The 23,373-nt window shown below is 57.9% G+C and carries 20 protein-coding genes and 2 pseudogenes; 15 read left to right on the top strand and 7 right to left on the bottom strand.

Annotated features, from left to right (window positions below; genetic code table 11):
- Positions 1 to 69 precede the first annotated feature (69 nt).
- The 3 genes and pseudogenes from FJV83_RS29320 to FJV83_RS29310 all read left to right on the top strand — a co-directional run.
- Complete coding sequence (locus FJV83_RS29320) at positions 70 to 2,136, top strand: FkbM family methyltransferase (protein ID WP_142878160.1); 2,067 nt, start codon at positions 70 to 72, stop codon at positions 2,134 to 2,136.
- Positions 2,137 to 2,730: 594 nt separating this feature from the next.
- A complete protein-coding gene (locus tag FJV83_RS29315) occupies positions 2,731 to 3,681 on the top strand; it encodes a hypothetical protein (RefSeq protein WP_246689085.1) in 951 nt (316 codons plus the stop codon).
- A 1,690-nt stretch (positions 3,682 to 5,371) separates the two neighbouring features.
- Positions 5,372 to 5,935: pseudogene (locus FJV83_RS29310) on the top strand (NADPH-dependent FMN reductase); the annotation flags it as partial.
- A 751-nt stretch (positions 5,936 to 6,686) separates the two neighbouring features.
- Here FJV83_RS29310 and FJV83_RS36605 read toward each other — a convergent pair.
- On the bottom strand, positions 6,687 to 6,836 hold the full coding sequence (locus FJV83_RS36605; protein WP_185973342.1) for a hypothetical protein: 150 nt from the start codon (positions 6,834 to 6,836) through the stop codon (positions 6,687 to 6,689).
- Positions 6,837 to 6,913: 77 nt separating this feature from the next.
- Here FJV83_RS36605 and xth point away from each other — a divergent pair, with 77 nt between their 5' ends.
- Positions 6,914 to 7,696 (top strand): exodeoxyribonuclease III, encoded by a 783-nt coding sequence (gene xth, locus FJV83_RS29305; protein WP_095789569.1) that lies wholly within the window; start codon positions 6,914 to 6,916, stop codon positions 7,694 to 7,696.
- A gap of 74 nt (positions 7,697 to 7,770) precedes the next feature.
- On the opposite strand, the gene FJV83_RS29300 is transcribed toward xth, so the two are convergent.
- A complete protein-coding gene (locus FJV83_RS29300) occupies positions 7,771 to 8,367 on the bottom strand; it encodes a hypothetical protein (protein ID WP_095789570.1) in 597 nt (198 codons plus the stop codon).
- Between the two features lie 21 nt (positions 8,368 to 8,388).
- Complete coding sequence (locus tag FJV83_RS29295) at positions 8,389 to 9,132, bottom strand: DUF4142 domain-containing protein (RefSeq protein ID WP_142878161.1); 744 nt, start codon at positions 9,130 to 9,132, stop codon at positions 8,389 to 8,391.
- Between the two features lie 702 nt (positions 9,133 to 9,834).
- On the opposite strand from FJV83_RS29295, the gene FJV83_RS29290 reads away from it, so the two are divergent.
- The gene (locus FJV83_RS29290; protein ID WP_142878162.1) at positions 9,835 to 11,946 is read left to right on the top strand and encodes a catalase; all 2,112 of its coding nucleotides are present in this window, start codon (positions 9,835 to 9,837) and stop codon (positions 11,944 to 11,946) included.
- A 607-nt stretch (positions 11,947 to 12,553) separates the two neighbouring features.
- On the opposite strand, the gene FJV83_RS29285 is transcribed toward FJV83_RS29290, so the two are convergent.
- Together FJV83_RS29285 and FJV83_RS29280 are read right to left on the bottom strand one after the other, a co-directional pair.
- Positions 12,554 to 12,931 (bottom strand): hypothetical protein, encoded by a 378-nt coding sequence (locus tag FJV83_RS29285; RefSeq protein WP_246689086.1) that lies wholly within the window; start codon positions 12,929 to 12,931, stop codon positions 12,554 to 12,556.
- Positions 12,932 to 13,022: 91 nt separating this feature from the next.
- Positions 13,023 to 13,211 carry a hypothetical protein gene (locus FJV83_RS29280; protein WP_142878163.1) on the bottom strand — a complete coding sequence of 63 codons (189 nt, stop codon included), beginning with the start codon at positions 13,209 to 13,211 and terminating at the stop codon, positions 13,023 to 13,025.
- Between the two features lie 12 nt (positions 13,212 to 13,223).
- On the opposite strand from FJV83_RS29280, the gene FJV83_RS37205 reads away from it, so the two are divergent.
- From FJV83_RS37205 to FJV83_RS29255, 5 genes are all read left to right on the top strand, one after another.
- Positions 13,224 to 14,282, top strand: coding sequence for a plasmid partitioning protein RepB C-terminal domain-containing protein (locus FJV83_RS37205; protein WP_246689087.1), 1,059 nt, complete (start codon positions 13,224 to 13,226; stop codon positions 14,280 to 14,282).
- Between the two features lie 370 nt (positions 14,283 to 14,652).
- Positions 14,653 to 14,856 (top strand): CsbD family protein, encoded by a 204-nt coding sequence (locus FJV83_RS29270; RefSeq protein WP_095776116.1) that lies wholly within the window; start codon positions 14,653 to 14,655, stop codon positions 14,854 to 14,856.
- Positions 14,857 to 15,061: 205 nt separating this feature from the next.
- Positions 15,062 to 15,244, top strand: a complete 183-nt coding sequence (locus FJV83_RS29265) for a hypothetical protein (RefSeq protein ID WP_142878164.1) — start codon at positions 15,062 to 15,064, stop codon at positions 15,242 to 15,244.
- A 49-nt stretch (positions 15,245 to 15,293) separates the two neighbouring features.
- Positions 15,294 to 15,599 carry a DUF982 domain-containing protein gene (locus FJV83_RS29260; RefSeq protein ID WP_142878165.1) on the top strand — a complete coding sequence of 102 codons (306 nt, stop codon included), beginning with the start codon at positions 15,294 to 15,296 and terminating at the stop codon, positions 15,597 to 15,599.
- Positions 15,600 to 15,621: 22 nt separating this feature from the next.
- Positions 15,622 to 15,906: a DUF982 domain-containing protein gene (locus FJV83_RS29255; RefSeq protein WP_095776118.1), complete on the top strand. Its 285-nt coding sequence runs from the start codon at positions 15,622 to 15,624 to the stop codon at positions 15,904 to 15,906.
- A 1,172-nt stretch (positions 15,907 to 17,078) separates the two neighbouring features.
- On the opposite strand, the gene FJV83_RS29245 is transcribed toward FJV83_RS29255, so the two are convergent.
- Complete coding sequence (locus FJV83_RS29245; protein ID WP_142878166.1) at positions 17,079 to 17,486, bottom strand: DUF427 domain-containing protein; 408 nt, start codon at positions 17,484 to 17,486, stop codon at positions 17,079 to 17,081.
- A gap of 647 nt (positions 17,487 to 18,133) precedes the next feature.
- On the opposite strand from FJV83_RS29245, the gene FJV83_RS29240 reads away from it, so the two are divergent.
- Positions 18,134 to 19,108, top strand: a complete 975-nt coding sequence (locus FJV83_RS29240; protein ID WP_348645159.1) for a L,D-transpeptidase — start codon at positions 18,134 to 18,136, stop codon at positions 19,106 to 19,108.
- Between the two features lie 193 nt (positions 19,109 to 19,301).
- Here the strand turns inward: FJV83_RS29240 and FJV83_RS29235 are convergent.
- Positions 19,302 to 20,213 (bottom strand): annotated as a pseudogene (locus FJV83_RS29235) (hypothetical protein).
- Positions 20,214 to 20,700: 487 nt separating this feature from the next.
- Between FJV83_RS29235 and FJV83_RS37775 the strand changes: the two are divergent.
- The 4 genes from FJV83_RS37775 to FJV83_RS29205 all read left to right on the top strand — a co-directional run bounded on the left by FJV83_RS37775 (position 20,701) and on the right by FJV83_RS29205 (position 23,373).
- The gene (locus tag FJV83_RS37775; protein WP_348628975.1) at positions 20,701 to 21,102 is read left to right on the top strand and encodes a hypothetical protein; all 402 of its coding nucleotides are present in this window, start codon (positions 20,701 to 20,703) and stop codon (positions 21,100 to 21,102) included.
- Positions 21,059 to 21,304 carry a WGR domain-containing protein gene (locus tag FJV83_RS29220; protein WP_095774671.1) on the top strand — a complete coding sequence of 82 codons (246 nt, stop codon included), beginning with the start codon at positions 21,059 to 21,061 and terminating at the stop codon, positions 21,302 to 21,304. The genes FJV83_RS37775 and FJV83_RS29220 overlap by 44 nt, the downstream gene beginning before the upstream one ends.
- A 380-nt stretch (positions 21,305 to 21,684) precedes the next feature.
- A complete protein-coding gene (locus FJV83_RS29210; RefSeq protein ID WP_095774670.1) occupies positions 21,685 to 22,551 on the top strand; it encodes a Ku protein in 867 nt (288 codons plus the stop codon).
- A gap of 12 nt (positions 22,552 to 22,563) precedes the next feature.
- A complete protein-coding gene (locus FJV83_RS29205) occupies positions 22,564 to 23,373 on the top strand; it encodes a Ku protein (RefSeq protein WP_142877776.1) in 810 nt (269 codons plus the stop codon).

Raw genomic sequence — 23,373 nt, 5'->3', positions numbered from 1 at the left:
TCGATTCCGAGAAGGACCAATTTGAAGTAGGTAGAGGGCCGAATGAACTGCTAGGTATCGGAGGATGGCGTGCCGACAGAACAACCAGGATCGCCGATGCGTGTGTTCACGACGCACGGAACCGTTCTGAATGTTGATCCGACGACAGGTGAGTTGCGGCACGGCTCCCCCGCAATCAGCCCGCCGAATGCGAGACTCGTGTTTGATGGACCGCGCGCCCAAATCATGCACGTCGTATTGACGACGCTTCACCCGATAGCCTGCTCAACCAACCATTCCTGGTCTATTGTAGGGCCGTTGGGAGCGGGAACTACCGCAACTTCAACCGTTCTTGAAGTGGTGCGTCTTGACGGAGGCCAGATTGCACTCAAGGCGCTAGGCGCCTTTCTCAGTGCAGAATCTGATGGGCGGATCACTCTTTCGCGCACGGAATGCGGCGCGTGGGAGAGGTTCACGCTTCGCGAACCTGACGTGGCAAAGCAGCTAAAGATCGCCGCGGTTACGATGGTATACAACGAGAGAGTGTTCCTGCCAATCTGGCGACGGCACTACGGGCGGGCCGTCGGTGAAGAAAACCTATTCGTTCTAGACCACGGGTCGGACGATGGGAGTACAAATAACTTAGGACGTGCAAATACCGTTCGTGTCCCTCGAGACAAATTTGATGAGTACCAAAGATCGGCATTTGTAAGCAGATTTCAAGCGAGTTTGCTCTGCTACTACGACGCGGTGATATTCTCGGACGTTGATGAGATATTGATTCCGGATCCAGCGCTGTTTGCCGGACTCGTAGATTTCGTGGGGCGGCAGTGTGACCAGTTTGTCACTGCCCTTGGTGTCGAGGTGCAGCATCTGCAGAATGTGGAGCCGAATATCAACCTAAGTCGCCCGATATTGTCTCAAAGGCGGTACGTTCGATTTGCTGCAGATTATTGTAAACCTCTAATCTCTAGGATTCCACTGACGTGGGATCCTGGATTTCATAGTTGCCAGTACCCTCAGTTGGTAAACAGAAGCCTGTTCCTCTTTCATCTTAAAGCGATGGATCGAAACCTGGCTCTCGAGAATTTACGAAAGACTCAGTCCATTCAATGGGCGGAAAGTTCGTTGGGGACGGGCCATGGTACGCAATTTAGACTAAGCGAAGATGAATTTATAAGAAAAATGTTTCCATATTCTCTTGAAGAAGTTAATGCGTCTCTCATAGGAGACTTCGATTTTTCCGATGATTTATCCCGATTAAGAATAGATCGTGCCAACACGTCTCAAAGTTTCAAAGGTGGTTTTGCGATTGTTCCGGACAGATTCCTCAACATGATCGACGCTTCAGTTCCAGCATCTGTGCCTGCAAGACCCGAAGTGAGAACCGCCGACAGCTGGAGGTCGTGGACTAGTCGGTCGGGGCGCGATCTAGATCTTGGCAAACACCTCGTGGTAGCGGATATCGGAGCGGCCGGTGGCCTTCAGCAGTCATGGTCAAAAGTTGAGGATCGCATTGTTGCGGTGATGTTCGAACCAAACCCGGCAAGGGCAGTTGAACTTAGGAAAAGCTCGAACAGGTTTGCGGAGGTCGTGGTAATTCAGAGCGCTCTCGGCGAAGCCTCTGGTATATCGACTTTGTATTTGACCAAAAGTAGTGGTTGCTCGTCGACGCGTTTGCCTAATCGAACGTTCCTCGATCGATATTCGGTGAGACCGGCGTTTGATATAATGTCGAATATTGATGTCGAGGTGAAAACCTATTTAGAATTATTTCTGGCCGGCGAAGTCCCGCCGCCTGATGTTATCAAAATAGACACGCAAGGGACGGAATTTGAAATTCTCAAAGGATTTGGGGATCTGCTCAGCGGATGCTTGGGCTTGCAGTTGGAAGCACACCTATATCCGATTTACGAGAAGCAGAGACTTTTTCACGATCTTGTAATGTTGCTCGACGGATTCGGATTAGTTCTACGAAGAATTTCGCCCGTCGACCACTTCGATGGCGACGTCGCGGAATTAGATGCGTGGTTTACTGTCCGGCAGGAACGCATTGCGCAATTGGATGTTGCGAGCAAATGGAAGCTCTCGGTAATCTGTTCCGAGTGGGGACTCACCGAGCAGGTGCGGCAGTTCCCACCTTCAACAGAATGGTAGGGCTTCCAGTGCGGTACGCGCTGCGACAGCTGGCGAACTTAAGAGTCCCGTCACAACACATAATTCGCATTGCGAGCGGGATTCGGCAAAAGTGAGAGTTGGTCGGCTCGGAGCTCGATGGGCGCGGGCAAGGATGGTGCGGTCTGGAGGCAGTCTCGCAGGTCTCCGCCAATGGCTTGGCGCGATCGTGCGCGAGCGCTATCCGAAAGCCCGCGAGCTGACCATCGCGATGGCGGCGGCTCAAATGGAACGGGTGTCCGGGTATAGAAGGTCGAGTAGCAAAAGCTCGGCGACGGGCCTAGTGCTCCACGTCCATCACTATCCGCCCGGCACGTCGATAGCGCGACTTATCAAAAAGGCTCACGTCCGGAGCCGGGATGAAGACACGCGGCTACGCGTTCCATCCTGAATGGGACTGCACCATCCGTCCGCTATCAGCTGCCCATCGGCGCGCCGATCCGAGGCGATCCTTGGGAGTAGCTCAGCTCTGCCCAGGGGGGACACCTCGTGCTTTCGGCTTACCTAGTCAAACAGTGTGGAACCCTGAGGTCGAAGTGCGCGTTCCCACTCACGGACACGCTCTGTGATTTTCGCATGATGCTCCTCATTATGATGGATCGGACATCAGGAATCGAAATGCGGCGACGGGATTTCGTTACCCTGTTTGCGGGCTCAGCAGCCGGAAGCCTAGCCCCTGCGACGCTGACTCAGTCAGGCGGTTGGGGCACGAGCGGCGCGGCCACCACATCGCCTTATCCTACCGCCACCTCCCTACTCTCCGCCCCCATCGAACTCGCAGGCAACTGGGGCCACATGCTGCCGCGCGCAGCTGAGCAAGTCGTAGAGCGCATGCGGCACGCCTGCCTGGATGGCGTCCGCCTGGTCTCCGATCGCCAGCCGACCCGGCTTCGCGTCGACGAGCATACGTCAGGCCCACCGTCCGTCTGGCTGCATCCGGACGGCAGCACCATGGCGTGGATCATTGTGGATATTGGCGAGCGCGACTGGTCGAAGCTTGCCTACCAGTTCGGGCATGAGCTCGGCCACGTCACCGCCAACAGCTGGCAGGCCGAGGCCAAGCCGTCACCACCCTGCCAGTGGCTCGAGGAAGCGATGGTCGAAGCCTTCTCGCTGCGCGGGCTGGGCCGCCTGGCGATGGACTGGAAGCAGAACCCGCCCTTCGCCGGCGACAACGCCTTCGGCGATGCCATTGCCGGGTATCGTCAGAACATTATCCGAGGCTATACCACGCTGGCCGACAGCCAAGCGCTCACGGGCAACGCCGCGGCGTGGTTTGCGGACAATCGCAGCGAAATCGAAACACCGGGCCTCAATCCTTTCGCCCAGGCGATGTCGGTGACCATCCTCGCCGAATACGACCGCGCACCAGGCTGCGTCGAGGCACTGGGCTCACTCAATCGCTGGCCCGGTCGTACCGGTATCCCGATTGCCGAGTATCTGCAGCGCTGGGAGGCGAGCTGTGTTGAGTTGCAGGCTTCGCCGAGATTGCCAGTCCGCCTGCGCGAGCTGTTGCGCATAGTCTGATCAGCAGCAAACCCGCCACCCGTCATCTCCGGAGACCGCACGGGAACCAGCAGGAGGCAAAGGCTTCGCGACGATCGAAAAAGCTCGTGCGAACGCCCGTCCGTTGCCCGCATCGCTCGATGGTAAAGGGGGCGGGGTTCGGTTCAGCCTGCCGCCAAAACCGAGCTTCCCTCCTAGGCTTTTTGCTTTGCGGCCCTGTACTCAGCCTCCCAAGGCAACGCGTCGAAGTCTGGCTTGTAGCCGCCGGATCTGTAGGCGTCCTGGCTGATGTAACTAGCCTTGGCCCGCTCTACGATGCAGGCAAATGGTGGAATTCCTGGGCACCGGTAAAGGCCAACTGCTTCCATGACGGTCCTCCATGCGGCCCGATGCCTATAGATTGGGATGTGAATAGGAGCCGGGAATAACCGACGGGCTGTTTGTGAGCACGGCCCGCCGGCTGGTCGACGTATGCGCCAATGCAAATATGCGCGAAGCATGCATATGAAGGAGGGGGGCCATTAATGACCGACAAGCCTGACGACCTACTGGTCAATGTCTTCGACAAGGCGCACTGGCGCACCGTGGTGTTGACCCCCAAAACAAACACAAGGCGCTCGACATGGCGTTGCCGTCCCATTTCGGGACAGGGGCGCTGGCAGCGATCTTGCATTGGACCAGGCACCGGGTCATCCCGGGCCTGATCACGCTCCTGATTAGGCAGCAGGCTCGCCGGGCTAAAGGTGGCTGGGGTCTTGCCCGGCGAGTTGTTGCCACGTCATCCAATCGTTGAACTGGGCAATTCCGTTGCAGGCTGCCCGGAATGGCGCCCGACGGACTGCCCGCTTTTCAGGTCCGCCGCGCATCACACACAGGGATCGTCGGCCCCATCATCGGCGATTGTGTACGCGAATACTCGCCCACCATTTTCGTCAGTCACGCGGATCCAATCTGTCTCCCATTTTTGGGAGATTGACCTGCGTGAATTCATGATCAATGCAGCCGCGTCTGGACTACATGCTTCGATTGCCTTCGATCTAACAATTCGATCGAGGCACATCTCTGCGACGTCGTAAATTGGCATAGTTCACCCCCAACAACCCAAGCTTTCCCCAAAGAGTATCGCTCAGTATAGAAAAGGCCGCAAGCGGGGGCGCTGGACCTGCAAACGCGCGAAATCTTGCTTACGCCAACCATCGCGGCTATCCGGCATTCCCCAGTGGGTCCATACGCTAACCATCACTATGGCCGCGAAGAACCGAGGAAGCATCGGCGTCCAAGCCTGCGCGCCCGCGCCTGCAGAAACCGCACTGAGTCAACTTATGGGTTTGCCGTAATCGGAAGTGCCAGCGACGGAGCGGGCCGATCCATGTTTCCGGCCAGGAGAGTGACCGGATCAATGGCTTGCGTTTAAGCGCAGCGACCCCAGCCACAGGAGGCCGGCGATTAGCACAATCCACAAGAACGTATCGAGGTGGCCGTCCGCGGGATATGATTGCTGGTTAAAAAGGGTCGCCGTCAACGGGGCATTTGACCGGTATGACTGCCATATCGCCGAGCACGCCGACGTGGCGAATGCCTTGCCTGCCCGGCCAAGATTGATATCCAAAGCTTGTGATTGGCTTTGGACACCTGACGAAATTTTACTGGCTCCTACCCTTGATTAAGCGGATACTGCTGGTTGGGTCGGTGGGAAACGCCGGAGGGCTTCATGACCACGCATAAGGTCGGCTACCTGATCGGCAGCCTCGCCAATGCCTCGATCAATCGCAAGCTTGCAAAAGCACTCGTTCAGCTCGCCCCGCCAGAGCTTGAGATGTCGGAGATTTCCTTCAAGGATTTGCCGCTCTATAGCTACGACTACGATGCCGACTTTCCACCTGTCGCGCGCACTTTCAAAGACTCCATCGCCGCTGTGGAGGCAGTGCTTTTCATAACACCCGAGTATAACCGCTCGATCCCAGGCGGGCTGAAGAACGCGATCGACTGGGCAAGCCGCCCTTATGGAAAGAATTCCTTCGCTCGCAAGCCCTCGGCCGTCATTGGGACCTCGCCCGGCACTATCGGAACCGCCGTGGCCCAGCAGAACCTGCGGAGCGTGCTGAGCTTTTGCAATTCGCCGCAAATGAATGCCCCGGAAGCCTATATACAGTTCACGCCGGGCCTGATCACGGATAGCGGCGAAGTGACGGTTGAATCCACCGAGCAGTTTTTGCGCAACTACATGGCGGAGTTCCATATGTTCATTGCACGGGTACTTCAGGTGCTTCCTAAAAGACGCCTGACGTCGCCAGAATGGTACCAGTTCCTCTGCCTTCGGAGGACCGGGATTGATGGTCGGTCTTGGTCCGCTCGTGCTGAAGTACATCCTTGCCGCCGGCGGAAGGTACATGGGCGCCGCAGCTTCCCATATCGAGGCGGGGCAGCTGGAGGTCGTGGAAGGCGCGCCCGGGAATTCAACTATCCGGCCTATGCCGTCTATCCGGAAGCAAGCGAGGCGCGAGCCGACGCGCGGGATGCGCTACGCGGGTTGAAGCAGTTGTGAAATGATCGTCCCCAGGCGCCGGGCCACGGTCGGTGTGACTGGAAGGATGGAATGCTAACCGGACGGGATCGTTAGTCACTTACACTTCGATTAAGGCATGGGCCACGCCAAAGATGCCGGCCATGAGAACGGCGAAGAATGCCCAGCCCTTCAACGCGGCTCGAGCATCTTCAGGTTTAGCCTTCTTTCTGGTTGTCTTGACCCTGTCGAGAGCCCTCGCCAACGATCTAGCGTAGGCAGCGCTCCTGTCGACAGGAATGGAATTTCGCCAGTCGCGCGGGAGCAACTTTTGCAACGTCTCCGGCACTCGCCACGACAACCGGAACGGAAAAGCGTGCATGAGCTTATGAATAAATGAACACGCGCGGCGTCAACTTTCTGCCTAGGTGGAATGGAGAGAGGGAAAGCCTCTGGCGAATTGTTGTCTATGCGATCGAGAATTCGGGAGCGCCAAAGTGATATGTCAGCGCGCCGTTCGCTTTTACACCTGTGGATGGAGAGAAACGGTCTGCTTGATGGCCGGCGCGTGGACAATGCCGTCATAACGGAACTCGCGAAACGGCTCGTAATTGAAGCATAGGCAGAAGGCATTACCGACAAAGACATAATTGAAAATTGGGATGATCTTCATAGCAGCCTTATCGATATCATGCGGCGACGTCATCCACCCCCGAGATCAACACAATAGGTGGCGCAATGCGATCGACAATGACCCGTGTGTCAACGTTCAATGTGAATGGTGTAAACGGTCGGCTGTCTGTGCTGCTGAAATGGCTGTCCCAAACCCCTGCCGAAATCGTTTGTTTGCAGGAATTAAAGACATCGGACGAGAAATTCCCGGTCAACGCAATCGAGGACGCCGGTTTCGGCGCGATCTGGCACGGTCAGAAATCATACAACGGTGTTGCCATCCTGGCTCGCGGACGAGTGCCCCTGGAACGGCGACGCGGTCTGCCGGGCGACCCGGACGACACGCACAGCCGCTATCTCGAGGCCGAGGTCGATGGTCTGATCGTCGGCTGTCTTTATCTGCCAAACGGCAATCCGGCGCCGGGACCAAAATTCGAGTACAAGCTTAGATGGTTCGACCGTCTGATTGCCCACGGACACCTGCTGCTCCAGGAAAACGTGGCGACGGTTCTGTGTGGCGACTACAATGTCGTCCCAACCCCAATAGACGCGGTGGTGCCGCAGCGCTGGGTTGGAGACGCGGTGTATTTCCCCGAGAGTCGCAAGGCATATGCTGACATGTTGGCCAGCGGATGGGTCGACGCCGTACGCACAATGCATCCGGAAAAAGGCATCTACACCTACTGGAATTTCTCCTACCAGGGCGGTTACGATCGCAGCTCCGGCTTGCGCATGGATCATCTTCTGGTGAGTCCGGCGCTTTCCAGCCGGATTCACGCAGCTGGCGTCGATGTTGAATTGCGCGGATGGGAGAAACCAAGCGACCATGCTCCCGCCTGGGTCGACCTCAAGGGTCGCTAGCCGCTTAGGCGCTCGGGTAGATCGATCGGATCGAAGAGAAGGACAGGGCGGCTTTCGCCGCCCCGCGGTTTACATCAGAGATCGCGCCCGCGTCCGACCCGGCGGAGGTCTTCCTCAGGGTAGACGTCGGCCTCTGGATCGAAACCGGTCCAGCCGCTGGCTTCGTACTCAGAGCGTCTGTCAGCGATGTCGACGGAGTTGTATTGCTTGAGGATCTGTTCGGCATTCGGGGCGAGGTTATCCTCGACCCTGGCCGTGACCATCGTTCCACCGCGACGGACACCCTCCGCATAAACATGGGCATCGTTTTCCGGGACACCTGCCTTCGTCATAGCCCCGATAATGCCGCCAGCTGCCCCACCGACCACGGCGCCACCGACCGCGCCGACAGCGGTGGCCGCCAGCCATCCTGCGGCAACGACAGGGCCAAGGCCCGGAATGGCCATCAACCCGAGGCCAGTCGCCAGGCCGCCGGCGCCGCCAATAACGGCGCCCAGGCCAGCTCCGGCGGCCGCATCCTCACCGGCCTCGGTTTCGTCGGCTTTGTACCACCCGGTCGCGTTGTTGGCCACGATGCTGATCTCATCGCGAGGCACGCCCGTTGCAACAAGTTCGCCCATGGCATCGTTGGCATCGTCATAGTTGTCGAACAATCCTGTTATGGTTTGCATCTCATTGTCCTTTGTTTCTGATTACTGAGTGCCGGCAACGACGTTGCCCTGATAGTCGAGAGCGACTGGGGTGGACTTGCCGTCCTTGCTCGCCGTTCCCCGCCAGATGCCCTTGTCGTCCTTCTTCAGAGCAGAGACGTCGGCATAACCGGCCTTCTCGATCGCGCTCTTTGCCTGGCCTTCCGTGAAGCTGTTGGCGCCGGGTAAAGGAGCTGCGGGATTGTTGGCGCCGCTGCTTGTGACCGCAGGCGTGGTGCTCTCGCCGGCAGGGGCCTTGGTTGCAAGCTTCTGGATCATGTCCTGATGCATCTTCAGCGTGGGCAACGTCTCCGATGCGAAGGCTTTCAGGGCGGGATTGTCGCCATCCTTCGCGTACGTCTCGAACAGATTGACTGCATCGGCATGCGCCGCCTTCTGCAAGTCCGCATACGGCCTATCGACCGGTGCTGGGGCTGATTTCAGCTTGTCGACGTCGCTCTTGTGAGAAGCATCGAGATCGGCAGGCACCTGCAGTTTCTGCTCGCCGGCGATGCTTTCGAGCTTAGCGTTGGCAGCCCCATGATCGGAGATCATCTTCTGGGCGAAATCCTTGAGCGTCTGATCCTGAATCTTGTCTTGGACGACCTTACTCGACTGGACTTCGAACATTCCGCCAATCGCGGCCTTGGTTACGAAGTCTTGCGCGGTTTCGGCGGCGAGCGACGGCAATGCAAACGCCAGTGAGGTGGCGAGCGATAGAGACGTCAGGCGAAAAGAATTTCTCATGCAGCTACTCCTTCGTTGGCGATGACGATGACAGGCAAACCTCCCGGACTTTGCTTGGTTCCAATGGAAAAACGCTCGGGCCGATTGTGAAGCGAGTGGGGTGCTTTACCCCCCGATCGAGACTTTAGGTTGGAGAGACGGTTGCCAGATCCTTCACATGGATGATGTCACGGCAGACAGATCGAATACCGATATCGAAGCTGGCCCGCATTATAGGGAGCAGCGCGGAAGACGAGTGCCGACCCTCACCTCATGTCAGGCTAGCCGGGAAGCGTTATGCGCTGACTTGGAAAGCCCCAGTGAGATTTCGGTGAGCGTGATGCTTTATGCCGCCTTCCCCGGTTGAACCTGCCATGGTTCGTGCCGCGCCAGCTGCACTAGCCAGGAGCAGTTACGCGGTCCCGTTTCAGCGAGGCGAAAGCGTCGCGTTGCCATCAGTAGATCGAGGGCGGCGTTCTTTGCCGTGCCCCTGCACGCGTTCGCAATGACCGATCGCCCATTAAGAACCGCGCAAGCTAACTCCTCCGCGTGTAGCGCGCCAACGGTCGCTAACCGCGCAGTGACGGCAGCTGCCCTCAAATCCCTTCGTCATCAGTCCAATTAAAGAAATCCGACAACTCGCAGTTTCGGGCGGAACCTGTCGCTTCTGCGCTGGTTGCTGAGCAGCTTGTTCAGTGAAACTGTTCCCTCAAGGAGGACCATATGGCGCGCAGGGCGACGACCAAGAAGATCAATACTGCAACCATCCATGATCAGACCCTTGTAAGAGGGGAGGGTGGAGAGCTACACCAACTTGCTGGAAGCAGCGACAAGGCCCTGACCACCGCGCAGGGAAGCCCAATCGCCGACGACCAGAACTCTCTCAAGGTCGGCGCGCGCGGGCCAACTCTCATCGAGGATTTCCATTTCCGAGAGAAGATTTTTCATTTCGATCATGAACGCATCCCCGAGCGGGTGGTGCATGCGCGTGGATATGGCGCGCACGGTTTCTTCGAGACCTACAAATCGCTAGCCAAATACACGCGCGCGGATATTTTCCAGCGCGCCGGCGAGAAGACACCGGCGTTCGTGAGATTTTCCACCGTCGCAGGAAGCAAGGGCTCATTCGACTTGGCTCGCGATGTGCGGGGATTCGCGGTCAAGCTCTACACGCAGGAAGGAAATTGGGACATCGTCGGCAACAACATCCCAGTTTTCTTTATTCAGGACGCCATCAAATTTCCCGATGTGATCCACTCCGTGAAGCCTGAGCCAGACAGGGGATTTCCGCAAGCGCAGTCGGCACACGATACATTTTGGGATTTTATCAGCCTGACGCCGGAATCGATGCACATGGTCATGTGGGTGATGTCGGATCGTGCTATCCCACGCTCATTCCGCTTTATGCAGGGTTTCGGCGTTCACACATTCAGGCTGGTCAATGCGTCAGATGAATCCACTTTCGTGAAATTCATCTGGAAACCAAAGCTCGGCATGCAGTCTGTCATGTGGAACGAAGCCGTGAAAATCAACGGCGCCGATCCGGACTTCCACCGCCGGGATCTTTGGGACGCGATAAAGTCGGGCAATTTCCCGGAATGGGAGCTCTGCGTCCAGCTCTTTGACCAGGAGTTTGCGGACGGTTTCGACTTCGATGTCCTCGATGCGACAAAGCTGATCCCCGAAGAAGTCCTTCCACCGATCCCCGTTGGCCGATTGGTCCTTGACCGGATGCCCGACAATTTCTTTGCCGAGACGGAGCAGGTCGCGTTTATGACGCAGAATGTCCCTCCCGGCGTCGACTTCAGCAACGACCCTCTTTTGCAGGGCAGGAATTTCTCCTACCTGGACACCCAATTGAAGCGCCTTGGAAGTTCCAACTTCACCCACCTGCCTATCAATGCACCGAAATGTCCCTTCCATCATTTCCAGCAGGACGGGCACATGGCGATGCACAACCCCACAGGACGGGCCAACTACCAACCGAACTCCTTTGGTGAAGGGCCCAGGGAGTCACCTGACCGAGGATTCCGATCCTTTGCCGACGGCGAGGACGGCCAAACGGTGAGACTGCGCCCCGAAAGTTTCGCGGATCATTACAGCCAGGCAATCCAGTTCTTCAACAGCCAGAGTTCTACCGAGCAGCGCCACATCGCAATGGCCCTCGCGTTCGAACTGAGCAAGGTCGAGGCACCGGTTATCCGAGAGCGAATGATTGCTCATCTCCTCAACATTGATGAGGGCTTGGCACAGACGGTGGCGGACAAAGTTGGCATCGCCGACATGCCTAAGGCGGCGGACGCTGCCGTGACACCGCGAAAGGATCTGGAGCCGTCTCCTGCCTTGAGCATCATAGAAAATGGCCCTGACAGTTTTGAAGGACGCAAGGTCGGTGTGCTCGTCAGCAATGGTATGGATGCTGCTCTTTTCACCGCGCTGCAAGCGGCCCTAGAGGCGGAGGGAGCAACAATGGAGGTGATCGCGCTGAAAGCAGGCAACGTAGTCGCCGACGATGACACTACGATCGTCGCCAGGCACATTGTGGATGGCGGGCCGTCGGTGCTCTTTGACTCGGTTGCTCTGCTGTTAACGGAAGAAGGTGCGGAACTGCTGACGAGGGAAGCGGCGGCGCGGGATTTCGTGGCAGACGCGTTTGCGCATTGCAAATTCATCGGGTTCACACCAGGGGCATTGCCTTTGCTTATGAAAGCTGGCGTTGACTCCGCCGCCGATGAAGGCCTCGTTCCGTTAACGGACGCCGGCGCCGTGGACGCGTATGTTGAATCCTGCAGAAAGCTGCGGCTTTGGGCGAGGGAGGCCAGCGTAAAAGTGTAGGACGATAGCGAAGAACGCCACCGCACGCGAAAAAGATGCTCGCCACAGCATCAGCACAGCGATGGTCTGGGTCTGGTGGGTTTTCGTCAGCGTGCCAACCTGCACAAAGATACGCGGCGATACCGAGACAACTACTTGATTTAAAACAATAAAAATGGTTCCATAATGTATGTTATGCAACTTTACATTGTAGCATCTATTTAGTAATGCGGTTAGAGATGCGACACTTCCCGCTTCCGAGGCTGGTCAACATGAAGGGAACCTGACGCGGTCATTCCGAATACCGCGTTGCAGCACGTTTCGAAAAGGCACTATTCGCCGTCATTACCAATTGTATGGCTCAGATGACTCTACACATTTCCAGGCAGGCCGGGACTTCTACGAGCAAAGCAGCCCTTTCCGACAAGGCAGGCGATGAAGGGGCGCAAGCGCGTATTGAGCGAGCGTCTTCAGCCCTTTTCGCGGTAGCCGGCGGTGCGCGGCGAAGGCGGCCAGGACTTCGTCCTTCTCGGGCTTGGCAATCTTAAAGTGGTCCAACGTGCGCCCGAGCTCCGCTGCGACCTCATCGAATGCCGGGGGCGAGATTTTCAGCCGGCGGTGGGCTTCCTCAAGGCCGAGCGGCGTCGAGCCCGGCCACAAACTTGTAGGGCCCGCCCGAAACGTCGCAGCCCCAAAGTGTGCGCATGAACTTAAGACCGGGCAGCCGTTCGAGGTTCTTACTGTGCCATTGCCGTAGCTGCGGGTTCTTGGACTTCTGGCCGACAATGGGATTCTTCACGACGGCGTCGCTGAAGTAGTTCACCACGGCAGCTATGGCGAACACGCCACCCAGCCGTTCATATAGACTTTTCTCAGGCGTGGTTTGCTTGGTCTGCGCCAGCGCATTGTGAGCTGGCAATATTGCGGTCGACGCGGCGGCCGCGCCCAACACAGCAACAGTGACGACGCCCCGTCTTGTAAAAGAGGTTGGAATAGCCGTTTTCATCTCTAATCTCCTCCCTGCTACGCCAGGGCAAGCTGCAGCCTGTCCGGTGGCTTCAATGAAGTCGTTTCGGTCATTTGATGCTCTTTGCCCGTCAGAAGAACTTGGCGCAGCCAACGGCTTCGTCAATATGAGCATTCGCTAATGTAACAGAAAGAGGTACCCGCGGGCCGAACATTTCCGGCACTATTATGGCGAGAAGCCGCGCCGCAGCCAGCGAGGCCGCTAACAATGCTTGCAAAACAGCGACCAGAGACACGCCCATAGCATTGCTGCCGATCAACCAGGGTCAAAGTTGAAGCTCTTCGCGCCCAAGCTCTTGGCAGCCTATGAAGCAGAGTGCCAACGCAAGCGCGATTTCATAAGAGAAGCCGTGGAAACTGAACAGCGGTTGGGCAGCCTGGTCGAAGCGCTTCGCCCGATAATGAGGGATAAAAGGTTTCAATCGTTGTTGGTGTCCGAGGGACTTGCCCCGATACCAAAATCCGTGGCCGAGAGGTTGCAAGGCGAGAAGTTCAAACCGGGAGCAGCAGCGCATGCCAGCAAGCCCTTTCTTGGCAAGAACGCAGGCCGTCAACCTGTCAGCGGGATCTGCCCGGACGTCCTCGATTTCCTCCAAGACTACCCTGTGAAGGTGAAAATCTTCGGCTTGCTGCGGCATGTGCTCCCCGACAGGCAGTTGGAAATTGCCCGACTGATGGTCGCCATGGAGCGGGTCACATTCACATACGCAAAGATCCTTATCGCTTTTACGCCGCGTCCGCTGCTGGCCGAGGGTTTCTATCCGGCGATGATTGCCAACGTGTCTGAAGACCAACCGGGCGCGATGACGCCGGAACTTGGCAGGCCAAGCTGTGAATTTCTGAGCGCTATGGAGCGACTTGGCCCTGTGAGCCTGGAACTGTTGGCGGCCGGCCGTTATTTGGACCGGCTGATGGGTAACTCCAGGGTCGTGCGCTACCTAGCCCATACTTTTCCCGGCAATTTTGAAGAGTTTCACAAGTTGTCGGGTGGCCATGCATTTTCCAACTCCCTCAGTTTGGCGGCAGGCTGTGGACCTAAGGCGAACCGGCCCGCCGCCATCGCAGTTCGTGCAGAAAAGCGCCCGCTCGCCCGAGCTGAACAGTATCCCGATCGAATAGCCGCAAATACCGCATCTAGTTATAAAACGAGCTCTCGGCCGCCGCGAAGAAAAGGTGGGCGCATAGCGCTCGTGGAACCACGTCGCCGACAACCTGTTCTCGAAATGGGTAATGGCAGGCGGCGTCAACACCATCATCAGGACTTTTTTCGCCATGATGCTCGGCATTCTTCTGGGTGTCGTCGCGGCCCTAGGGAGGAGGCGGGGCGTTAGGGTGGGGGCAGTCAGAGAATTGCTCACACCCAGAGGGCCTGTGTCCAACGCCACCATAACGTTCCACGAGTTTTGTGAATCCGTAGGCGAAGGCCACAAGAAGCACCAGGACAGCCACTATTCTGACGGCCATGAGACATTATAGCAGGATCGTCCCGCATAGGATCCCGCAATCCCGCTACCTTGTTCAAATCGTTAAACGCGTTGTCGAAAGGTGCCGGCTTTGCGCACGCCCAATAATTGCGGGATTGTCCATCCAGGGCTGGGCGGGCGCCCTTCTCCCCGGCCCCCGACGAGTCCAACAGGCCGGGCGGCCTGGAACTTCCCTGGCGAAACGACGTTCGATCTGTTTGTAACGAAGGAGGTCGTGATGGACTGGAACCGCGTCGAGGGAAACTGGAAGCAGGTGAAGGGCAAGGTCAAAGAACAGTGGGGGAAACTCACTGATGATGACCTTGATCGCATCGCCGGCAAACGCGATCAACTCGAAGGTAAGATCCAGGAGCGCTACGGCATCGAACGCGACCGTGTCCGTCGCGATATCGACGACTGGTACAACAGGCAAGGCTGGTAAGAAAATAGCCCGCCGCCTCCTTCGCGGCGGCGGGCTTGACCTTCGCCGGCCGGCCGGGCGCGTACGAGACCTGCAATGAGCCTAGCGGTCATGGAATAAGTCCTCGCAATCCTTTGACAACGCGATTTCTCCCTCCATCATCAGGCCAAGGCTCGGGGAAGTATCAAGCTCGGCAATGAGGTGGCATCAAGGCACTTGAAGCGGCATGATCAAGCTGCTCCATCCAACATTGGATGCGGCAAGGCGGCGAGCCCGCCACCAGACGGCCGCACGATGGTTGCGGGGGTGGAAGCCAAACGTGTTGCGCAAATTTTTTTCAGGCCTGTTTTTGACCGATCTTGACGGCCAAAATCCTCAGACCCATATCGCCGTCGGGCGTTCACCGTGAGGTGCGCCAGCATCAAAAACTCAGTTGTTCGTTCGACTTGGAGGATCCTATGAACGATCGGATTTTCGACAGCCCTGTTTTCGTAAACAGCGGCGGCAGTCTGGTACAGGAAATTGCTGATCTCGAGGACGCCCTGGAATTCCTCTACGAGTGGCCAAAGGAGAGACGGGGCGTTAGCTACCAAACCGCTCTTCGCGCCTGCCAGAGAGCGTTCGACAGCGACTACCCGCTTTCGGCCGCCCGCCAAGCATTTTGTGGATTCGCAAAGACAGCCAAGATCCATCAAGAAGTAACAGGTGCCATCCTATGGGTGGTTCCCGAAGGCCGGAGCCGAAGCGGCGGGTTGGTCACGTGAGCATGGGAGGAGGTAGTCAGCGATGCTATCAAAGCCTTTTGAACAACCGGTTCGCGTCTGGGTTGGGTTAGGCTTTCCCCGTCAACTCAACACAGTTGCCGAGGCCTATCAATTTGCAGTGGAGTGGTGCGGCAATAGCCCGGAACAGAAAGCGGCTATTCGAGCCTGCAAAGCCGCTTTGGTAGGCGATATCGACCCTGAAACCGCACGGGGCATTTTTACGGCCTTCGCTCGGAAAAAAGATATACTGATGGATGATGGGGTCACGACCCCGCCCCTCTCAACGTGGACGCCCGACCACGTCTAAGGCCAAAAAAGGCGGTTGCCACAGCCGGCGGCCGCCTTTCCCTCAATCTTGTTATTTTCACGAGAACGTTGATGGTAAAGGAAGCCGCAATTAGACCCCCAACTCATGAGGTAATCGCGACTCCGTATGACGCCGATTGCCAAGATGCCTTAACGTCCCATGTTGACGAGCTGATAACCCGCGCCGAAACAGCCGGTTGGGACCGAGTTCGTGTTGCTTCGGCGTTAATGTACTTGGGTGCCAAGCGGCTCACTTCAGCCTCTTAGGCAATGCCATAATCCTGGGACGGTGACGCCTATCTCGACTCGATCCCGCTCAATGTCTATTCCGGTGAAATCTTCCTCACCGTGGACTGCATCCCGATCCCAGTCATTCGTCTCATCCGGGGTTTTAACGGCGGCCTTCCGGATTGCGATCCCTGTCCTTGCGAGGCTTTTGTCCCGGAATGTCGCGCGATGATTTTGGTGCCATTGATTGGTTCCTTTTGCTGTGCCCAAGCGCCAACATGTCCAGCACACTTAGGTTCCCTCACCCCGCTGTGATCGTCTGGCCGGCCCGGTGCAGTCCTGAAGCGATGCATGAGGAGCGTCCTCCCCCTGCGCACGCGACCGCCTCTACCCTTAGCATCGTAACTCCGGCCGAGACATCCGAGTGGCCGAGCGCGTCCTTCCGGCCCTAAATCGGACACTTACAGCGAAGCCAGCCCTTGTTCGAACTGCCGGGAGGTGCGCGGGACGCTCGGAGGCAACAAAGTTCTGGCGTTTTATGGCGAGAGCGTGCCGCCGCTTTAGGGGGTATAGAGTGCAACGGCATGTCGTTTGCACGCGCTTGCCAAAGGTATCCCTGCGCTTTGTGGGTTGGCTGCCGCGGTAAAGAATCTCGCCTGCTCTGCAAAACTCCTTGAAGCGGCGAGCGCCTCTTTCCTGGGTGGCGATATTGCAGCGTGCGGCGGCGCCGGAATGCTCCTCAAAGCCCTCGCGGAGGCTTTGAGCAGTTGCAGCTTTGAGGGGTGGACAAAGAAGGCTAAGATCGGAACGACCAACCTTGGACGCTTTCCAGCCAGTCCATGCTTATTGTTTCGGCCCGCTGCGCAAACCTTGACCGACGCCCCGTCGTCAACCGATGCGCTGCTAATCGAGATCTCGGCGGTTCGTACCGCTTCCTCCACACAACTAATCGGGGAGGTGCGGCGTATGCTGCTTGTCCTCTGCCGGATCGGCGTCAATGCGAGCCTTTTGGGGGTCGAAAGCGCCGTGCCGGGCGATGGCCAGGGCGGCCCTTTCAGGAGTTTCATAGGCCCACATGAAATTATCGGCGGATGCTCCGGCTGCATGAACGCGCCAATAGCCAGCCGTGCCCCATGGGGACTCCGAGGCGGAGTTGGTTTTCTCGAAAAGCTCGAAATAGATATCCTCGAAAGGGATGTAGAAGACCGGATTTCGTCCGTCTTCGTAGAGCAGTTTTGCGCGCTCGCTGGATGCGACAATGGCGTCGGAGAATCTGACTGTCACTGTCCCATGAAAGGGAACGATGGCAGGCGCCATCGCAGAATGCTCGGGACTCAGGGGGGAGGTTTGCATTCTAGCTCTCCTTGACTGCGTGTCCCTGAAAACGTCGCTCTGTCATGCCAGTTCCTGCCAAGGACGCAATTGGCGCAAATCCTTTTACCCCTACGCGTTGTTCCTAGATGTTTTTAGTCCCGGCATTTTGCTGGATCAGGACGGGTTTGAAGCCTTCCCGGTGTCATGCCCCATTTGCAGGTCAAACCTTGAGGGTGCTGCTCCTGCGGGCGACGTCGTAGGCGGCGGCGAAGTAACGCGATGAGTTCGGAGTTGTCGTGGCTCTCGTCGCAGGAGCGCTTGAGGGTGGCGTCTCTGATGTCCGGTTCATTCTTCAGTGACGGCGTCGAGCCATAGCGGTGTTATGCGGCGAAAGCGACGATAACCGCCTCCTCCTAATCACGAGCACCGTCCATCTTGGTTCTTCGAGCCAGCAGGGAGATCGGCGATCGAAGCTCGCCTGTTCCGTCCTCGCCTTCCTCTGGTTGATCGCGAAGCCTGGCCAGAGCGCATCCCGTGAGAGCGCGCCCGAATGCCCGGGTGTCCTCATCACTTTCCGTCGTTCGGTCCCCACAGTGAGTTGCCGCTTGGGCGGAACCATATCGGCCTTGATACGTCGTAGAACCAGGTTCTGGTGGAGTGCATCTATGGTCAGGCTCCTTCTCCTCGTGGCTGCGGCGCTTGCCATCACTTGCGGCGGGACAGCGGCGGCCAAGCTGGACCTCGCCACTGTCAATCAAGCGCAATTCTCAGCCGAAGGATCGAAAGGCTTCAGCCCGGTTATCCTGAAAGCGCAGATACTTTTGGATCGCGCCCGCTTCTCGCCAGGCTTGATCGAGGGCCGCTTCTCGGAGAACGTCGCAAAGGCCATCAGGGCCTTTCAGACTGCGAACGGATTGCCCTCCGATGGGAAGCTCACGCTGGAGACCTGGGACAGGCTGACGGCAACCTCCACCAACCCGGTTGTGGTGAGCTACGAGCTGACGCGCAAGGATCTAAGCGGACCCTTTACCAAGCGCATTCCGGCGCGCATGGAGAGGATGGCCCACCTGCGGAGGCTCGGCTATCACAACGTCACGGAGAAGCTCGCCGAGCGCTTCCACATAAGTGAGCGATTGCTCAGGAGGCTCAATCCGGGCATCGGCTTCAGGAAGGTCGGCACTAAGTTGCTGGTTCCGGATGTAGACCGGGGTGATCCTCCCGCCACAATTGCCGGGATCGAGGTCGACAAGGGCGCACGCCTGGTGCGCGTTCTTGATCCTTCCGGTAAATGGCTCGCGGTCTTTCCCGCATCCATCGGCAGCGCCGAGAAGCCGGCGCCGAGCGGCGAGGCGCAGGTCAAGCGCGTCGTGCGCAATCCCACCTATCACTACGATCCGCACTTCGCTTTCAAGGGGGTCAAAGCCAAGCGGCCGTTCACGATTGCGGCCGGACCGAACAATCCCGTGGGGTCGGTCTGGATCGATCTTTCCATCGAGAGCTACGGTATTCACGGCACGCCCGAACCGGGCAAGATCGGCGCGACCTTCTCGCATGGCTGCATCAGGCTGACCAACTGGGATGCCGAGGACCTCGCCTCCATGGTGCAAAAAGGCACGAAAGTCAGCTTCAAGGACGAGATGGCGAACGCAGGCGGCGGGTAGCCTCAGTGGCACAAGCATGCTAGGCGAACGGCGAGCACTCTCATAAGCACGCGAACAAGTTCATGTGTGGCCCACCGCTGTGCGCAATCTCTGGCTCCAAGACCTGGTGTTCCTACCTCGCCATATGTGACCCCGGCAGGTAACCCGCCGCTTACCGAAGAGCCCAGTATGTTTGCTGTCATGTTGATCCGTCTCATTCAGACTGCAAGTCAGCTAGCCGTCTTAGCTTACGACTTAATTCTTTCCGTTCTAGGCTCCGGGCATTTCGACGGGCGACTCTCAGTTCGGCAAGCGTCGGTTGCCACCAGCCGCGCAAAAGTTCGTCCGCTCCTGGCGGATTGCGTGCGGGCCATGTCCTGACCAACTCGGCGAGCGTAGCCGAACGCCACCTACCCCAAACGCAGTCGACATCTTTACGTGTTGCGTTTGGATATGAAGCCATCAAGGCCGACGGCTCAACAGGTTCACCCGATGCTTAGTTGAAAACGACGATACCGTATTGCGCTGTCGCAACCGGCCGGCCAAGAGGCGGTAAACCTTCGGCTGGCAGTGGATAGCGATGACGCCGACGTTCGGCATTCCGCATTTTCGAGGCCTTGTAAGCTTCAGTGTCTCTGGCGGCCTCTCGTCGTCGCCTCCTTTCTGCCGGCTCGGCATGTCGGGCAGCCATTTCTATGTTCGGCCATCGGCGCCGAAGCTCCTCAAACGAACGGAACGGCACCCGCCAGGCTCGCAGCTCGTCGTCCCAACTTGCCCACGGAATTGCCCGCAGTTCCTCGAGGACGGTCTTCGAATAAGGCGTGCGAACACGTAGGTCGTCGGAAACCTCCAGATATGAGCTGGATATCGAATCGAAGACGAAGGCATCACGACCCTTGCTGTCGCCGTGGAGAGCGAACATCTCTGCCTCTTGTGTCAACCAGCGGTCGATCCGGCGCGTGGCCGTCTTTCGGGGGACGAACCAACTCTTGCACTCGTCATTCCACCTCGCTCGGGGAAAGGCGCGCCGAAATCGCTCGACAGCCATTCTATCGAACGCAAAGCGAGCTTCGGCGCCGGGAGCATTGCCCTTCCCTGGCACGTGATGAGCGTCCGAGTGTTCCATCGTGCTGATTGTGGGCGTTTCCTTGCCATGAACGCCTCCCCAGCCTTTAGGTTCACGAGCATTGATCCACAATGCACAGGTCAACTTGACGCAAGGGAGCGCGACAAGCCCATCTACGCATCCCTGTGGCCGTGAAACCTTCTCGTCCCCCGGTGATTAACTCTGATCTGAAAGGCGAATCCATGCCGAGACGACAGGAAATGGCTACAGCAGACCTACGGCCAAAGAAGCCCCGTTCACGCCCGCTAAAAGGCGAGGACTCGGAGGTGAGGCATATTGTGGAGACCCATACCGTCTCGCCCGACCAGGCGCGGGAACTTCTGCGCCGATATGGCGACGATTGGCGCAGGATAGAAGAAGCCGCCAAGTCCTACAAAGACGAAAAGTAAGTGTTGCTCATGGTGCGCTGGGATTGAGCATCTGACTGGCCTCAAAAGGAACGTCGCCGGCCGCCTATCAGCTTCCGGGCCGCGCTTTTGGCGTGCAAATGCGCCCCGACGAACAGATCGTCTTCACCGCTGGCAATCCGCCTCCGCGTTGTGGGTGCGCGATCTATTTCCGGCGCATGGAGATGATCACAATCGCGGGCGCTAACAGGTTCGAACCGAAGAAGAAGAATGACATGGCCCATCGCTCAGGACTTTTCTTTCAATTGAAGCTCCGGGGCTTCTCTTCGGCGCAGTTTGGATTGCGCGCTCAGCCCCTCCGCTTCCCAGTCGGCATGCTCGGCGGCGGCCTTTGGGAAGCGGCTCCGGTTCAATACATCAGCATTGTGAATCGATTGGGTGTGATCGATTCATCGAACTCGTTGGACGTTTCGGCGCTCTGGAGCGAGACTCCGCAGCATGTGTACCCCAGAGATACGACCAGCTCATCTGCACCGCATTGACGACGCCCGCAACATGGCCAGGTTCTATTCGCTGACTATTCAGCCGACCCTGTTCGGTGGCGCATCACTCATCCGCAACTGGGGGCGGATCGGGACGAAGGGCCGTATCAAAATCGAGACCTTTGATGAGCCACAAGATGTCGCTTGCGCGTTGGTTCGGCTTGAGCGCGCAAAGCGACGGCGAGGCTATGTTGTTCCTTAGCTCAAAAGCTGAATATGAGGGTTATCGCCGAGAGCGTCGAAACCGACGGCCAGGTGGCCTTCCGCTCAAAAACAATTGTGATGAAATGCAAGGCTACCACTACAGCAAACCGGTCTCAGCTCAAGCAATCGAGACATTGCTCAAGTCAGCGGCCTCGCCTCTAGTTCATTCCGCTTCCCGCCAAATCAGCCGGACCGAAACGCCTCCGCGACCGAGCGGACGCCGTCGACATGCGCTTGTCGATCGCCTGCCGGATGACGCGTCTCGATCCTATCGACCGACGCCGCCAACTCGTTGAATTCCGATTCTTTTTGACTCTGGAACCATATCGGCGGCCTGCGGCTTATTGACTCGCAAAGGTTGTGCCGGAGTGGAGTGTCATGGTTGCAGCGCGAGCGAATTGGAAGGGTTACATCAAATTCGGCGAGGTTTCCTGCGCGGTGGCGCTCTATAGCGCCGCGTCGTCGTCCGAGCGCATCGCCTTCAACACGCTCAACCGCGCCACTGGTAACCGCGTCCGCCGCGAGTTTATCGATAGCGAGACTGGCGATTCGGTCGAGCGCGACGATCAAGTAAAGGGGTACGAGATGGAGAACGGCGACTACGTCGTGCTCGAACCCGAGGAAGTCGCTGCCGCCGTCCCGGAGAGCGACAAGACGCTTAAGATCGAGGCGTTCGTGCCCTGCGACGAGATTGACGACGTCTATTTCGACAAGCCGTATTATCTCGCACCGGACCGGATGGGCGCCGACGCGTTCAAGCTGCTGCGCGACGGCATGCGACAGGCGAAAGTCGCCGCCCTGGCGCGTACGGTCCTATTCCGGCGGCTGCGCACGGTGCTGATCCGCCCGCATGGCAGCGGCCTGATCGGCACCACGCTGAACTTCGACTATGAGGTGCGCTCGGCTAAGGAAGCGTTCACGGATATTCCCGAGATCAAGATCGAGGGTGAAATGCTCGATCTCGCCAAACACATCATCAATACGAAGAAAGGCTCGTTTGACGCCAAGACCTTCAACGACCGCTACGACGCAGCGGTCGCCGAGCTCGTCAAGGCAAAGATCGAAGGTAAGCCACTGCCGAAGAAGAAGACGCCGCCACCGTCGAAGCCTAGCGATCTTCTGGAGACCTTGCGCCGGAGCGCCGGGCTGGTACCTACCCAGAAGCCGAAACGCGCTGCTGTCGCCAAGACCGACCGCAACCGAAAGCAGCCCAAGCGGGCCGCCGGCTCCAGACGCGCGGCCTGATCGGAGACCATCATGGCCGTTCGACCCTATTGGAAAGGATATCTGAAGCTCTCGTTGGTCACTTGCCCGGTGCAGATGATGCCGGCAACGTCGGAGAGCGAAAAGGTCCGTTTCCATACGCTCAACCGCGAGACGAACAACCGCGTGGTCAGCCACTACGTCGATGCCGTCACGGGCAAGGAAGTCAAGGAGGAGGACGAGGTCAAGGGGTATCAGCGTGGGGAGAACGATTACATCATTCTCGAAGACGAGGAACTGGAGGACGTCGCCCTGGACAGCACCAGGACTATCGATATCGATGTGTTCTCGCCGCGCGATTCCATCGAATGGATCTGGCTCGACACCCCCTATTACCTGTCGCCAAACGATCCGGTCGGCCAGGAGGCCTTCTCGGTCATCCGCGACGCAATGGCAGCAGAAGACATGGTCGGTATCTCCAGGCTGGTGATCTCGCGGCGCGAGCGCGCGGTGATGCTAGAACCCCGCGGCAAGGGCATCGTACTGTGGACCCTGCGCTATGGCGACGAGGTCAGGGACGAGGACGCCTATTTCGAGGGGATCGACGCGAACAAGTCCGATCCCGAGATGATGCCCCTCATCCAGCAATTTATCAAGAAGCAGACCCGCCATTGGGACAGCAAGCTGGTCTCCGATCCCGTGCAGGACAAGCTCCTGGACATCATCGAGGCTAAGCGCAAGAAGACAAAGCGTCCGGCCAAGGCGAAGGCCTCCGAGCCGAAGGCGACGCCAAACAACGTCATCAATATCATGGATGCCCTGCGCAAGTCCGTCGAAGCTCAGAATCGTCCCGGCAAGCGCTAG

The organism is Mesorhizobium sp. WSM4307 (assembly GCF_007003945.1).
Lineage (GTDB): Bacteria > Pseudomonadota > Alphaproteobacteria > Rhizobiales > Rhizobiaceae > Mesorhizobium.
Note: the sequence above shows the minus strand (reverse complement) of the source record. Positions and strands in the feature narration are given on the sequence as shown.